Here is a 1,592-nt window from a genome sequence, read left to right on the forward strand (position 1 = left end):
CGCTGGTCGGTGCCCTGCGGGCCGAAGGGTTCGAGGCAGCCGTCAGTGACGTGTTCCGTCACCGGACCGTCGCCGGACTCGCCACCGCGCTCGGCACGAGCGAGGGCACGCCCGCGCGGGACGTCCCCGTCGTGGCGCCCTTCTCCCTGCTCCCGGAAGCCGACCGCGTCGCACTCCCCGCAGGTCTGGTGGATGCCTTCCCGCTGGCGCAGGTGCAGCTCGGCATGCTGGTGGAGATGCTCGCCGACGACGGCCGGAACAAGTACCACAACACCACGACGTTCCGGATCCGGGACGGGCGCGCCTTCGATGCCGACGCGCTCCGGCAGGCGGCACAGGCGCTGGTGGCGAGGCATGAGATGCTCAGGGCCTCCTTCGCCCTGGAGGGCTACTCGGTGCCGCTTCAGCTCATCCACCCGAGCGCGGAGATCCCGGTCACCGTCCACGACCTGCGGGGGCGGGACGAGGAGCACCAGGCAGCAGCCCGCCGCGCGCACGTCGTGGCGGAGCGGGCCGCCGCGTTCGACCTCGAACGCCCGCCCCTTCTGAGGGTCTCGGCGCTCGTCGAGTCGGACGAGGCCTGGTGGCTCTCGGTCAGTGTCTGCCACCCCATCACCGAAGGGTGGAGTCACCGATCGCTGCTCAGTGAGGTCGTCGAGAACTACCTGCGGGTGCGGAGCGGTGGGGCACTGCCCGAGCCCGAGACCCCCGCCGTGCGGTACGCCGACTTCGTGGCGGCCGAGCGGGCCTCGACGGAGTCCGACCGTGACCGCGCCTACTGGCGCGACGTCATCGAAGGACACGCCAAATTCGAGCTGCCCGCGGGCTGGAGCGGTGGCGCCGTAGCCGGCCCCGCGCACACGGTCCGCGTTCCGCTCGCCGATCTCGCGCCGGCGTTGCGAGCCGCCGCGAGGGACACCGGTACTTCGCTGAAGGCCGTGCTGCACGCGGCGCACCTGAAGGTGATGAGCCTGCTCACTCCGGAGGATTCCTTCCACACCGGGCTGGTGTGCAGCGGTCGCCCGGAGATCCTGGGCGCGGAGCGCGTGTACGGGATGTACCTGAACACGGTGCCGTTCGCGTTCCGGCGCGGCGCCCGCACCTGGCGCGATCTCATCCGCCAGGTCTACGACCAGGAAGCCGCCCTCTGGCCGCACCGCCGCTTCCCGATGCCGGTGATGCAACGCGAACTGGCCGACGGGTCCCGGCTGCTGGACGTCCGCTTCAGCTATCTCGACCTCAAGGACGCCCAGGCGGAGTCGGACATCGTCGACGCGGACTCGGGCATGGGCGAAGGCGCCACGGAGTTCGGCCTCGCCGTCGCCGCCCGAGCGGCCGGCCTGCTTCTCACGGCCGACCCCGGCCGTCTCACGCACGAGGCTGTCGACCGGCTCGCCGCCCTGTACCGGGCCGTCCTGGAAGCCATGGCCCAGGACGTGGACGGCAGCGCCGAGTCCACGTACTTGCCCGACGGTGAGCGGGAGTTGGTGCTCTCGTCGTGGAATGACACGGGGGTTGTGGTGCCGGGGTTGTCGGTGCCGGAGTTGGTGGCTGTGCGTGGGGTGGAGTCGCCGGGTGTGGTGGCGGTGGAG

General features: G+C 71.5%; 1 protein-coding gene. It reads left to right on the forward strand.

What is annotated here, in order from left to right; translation table 11 throughout:
• On the forward strand, positions 1-1,592 hold a 1,592-nt coding region (locus H305_RS49135; RefSeq protein ID WP_037767552.1), incomplete at both ends, for a condensation domain-containing protein.

Origin of the sequence: Streptomyces sp. 142MFCol3.1 (assembly GCF_000424945.1) — a bacterium.
Taxonomy (GTDB): domain Bacteria; phylum Actinomycetota; class Actinomycetes; order Streptomycetales; family Streptomycetaceae; genus Streptomyces; species Streptomyces siamensis.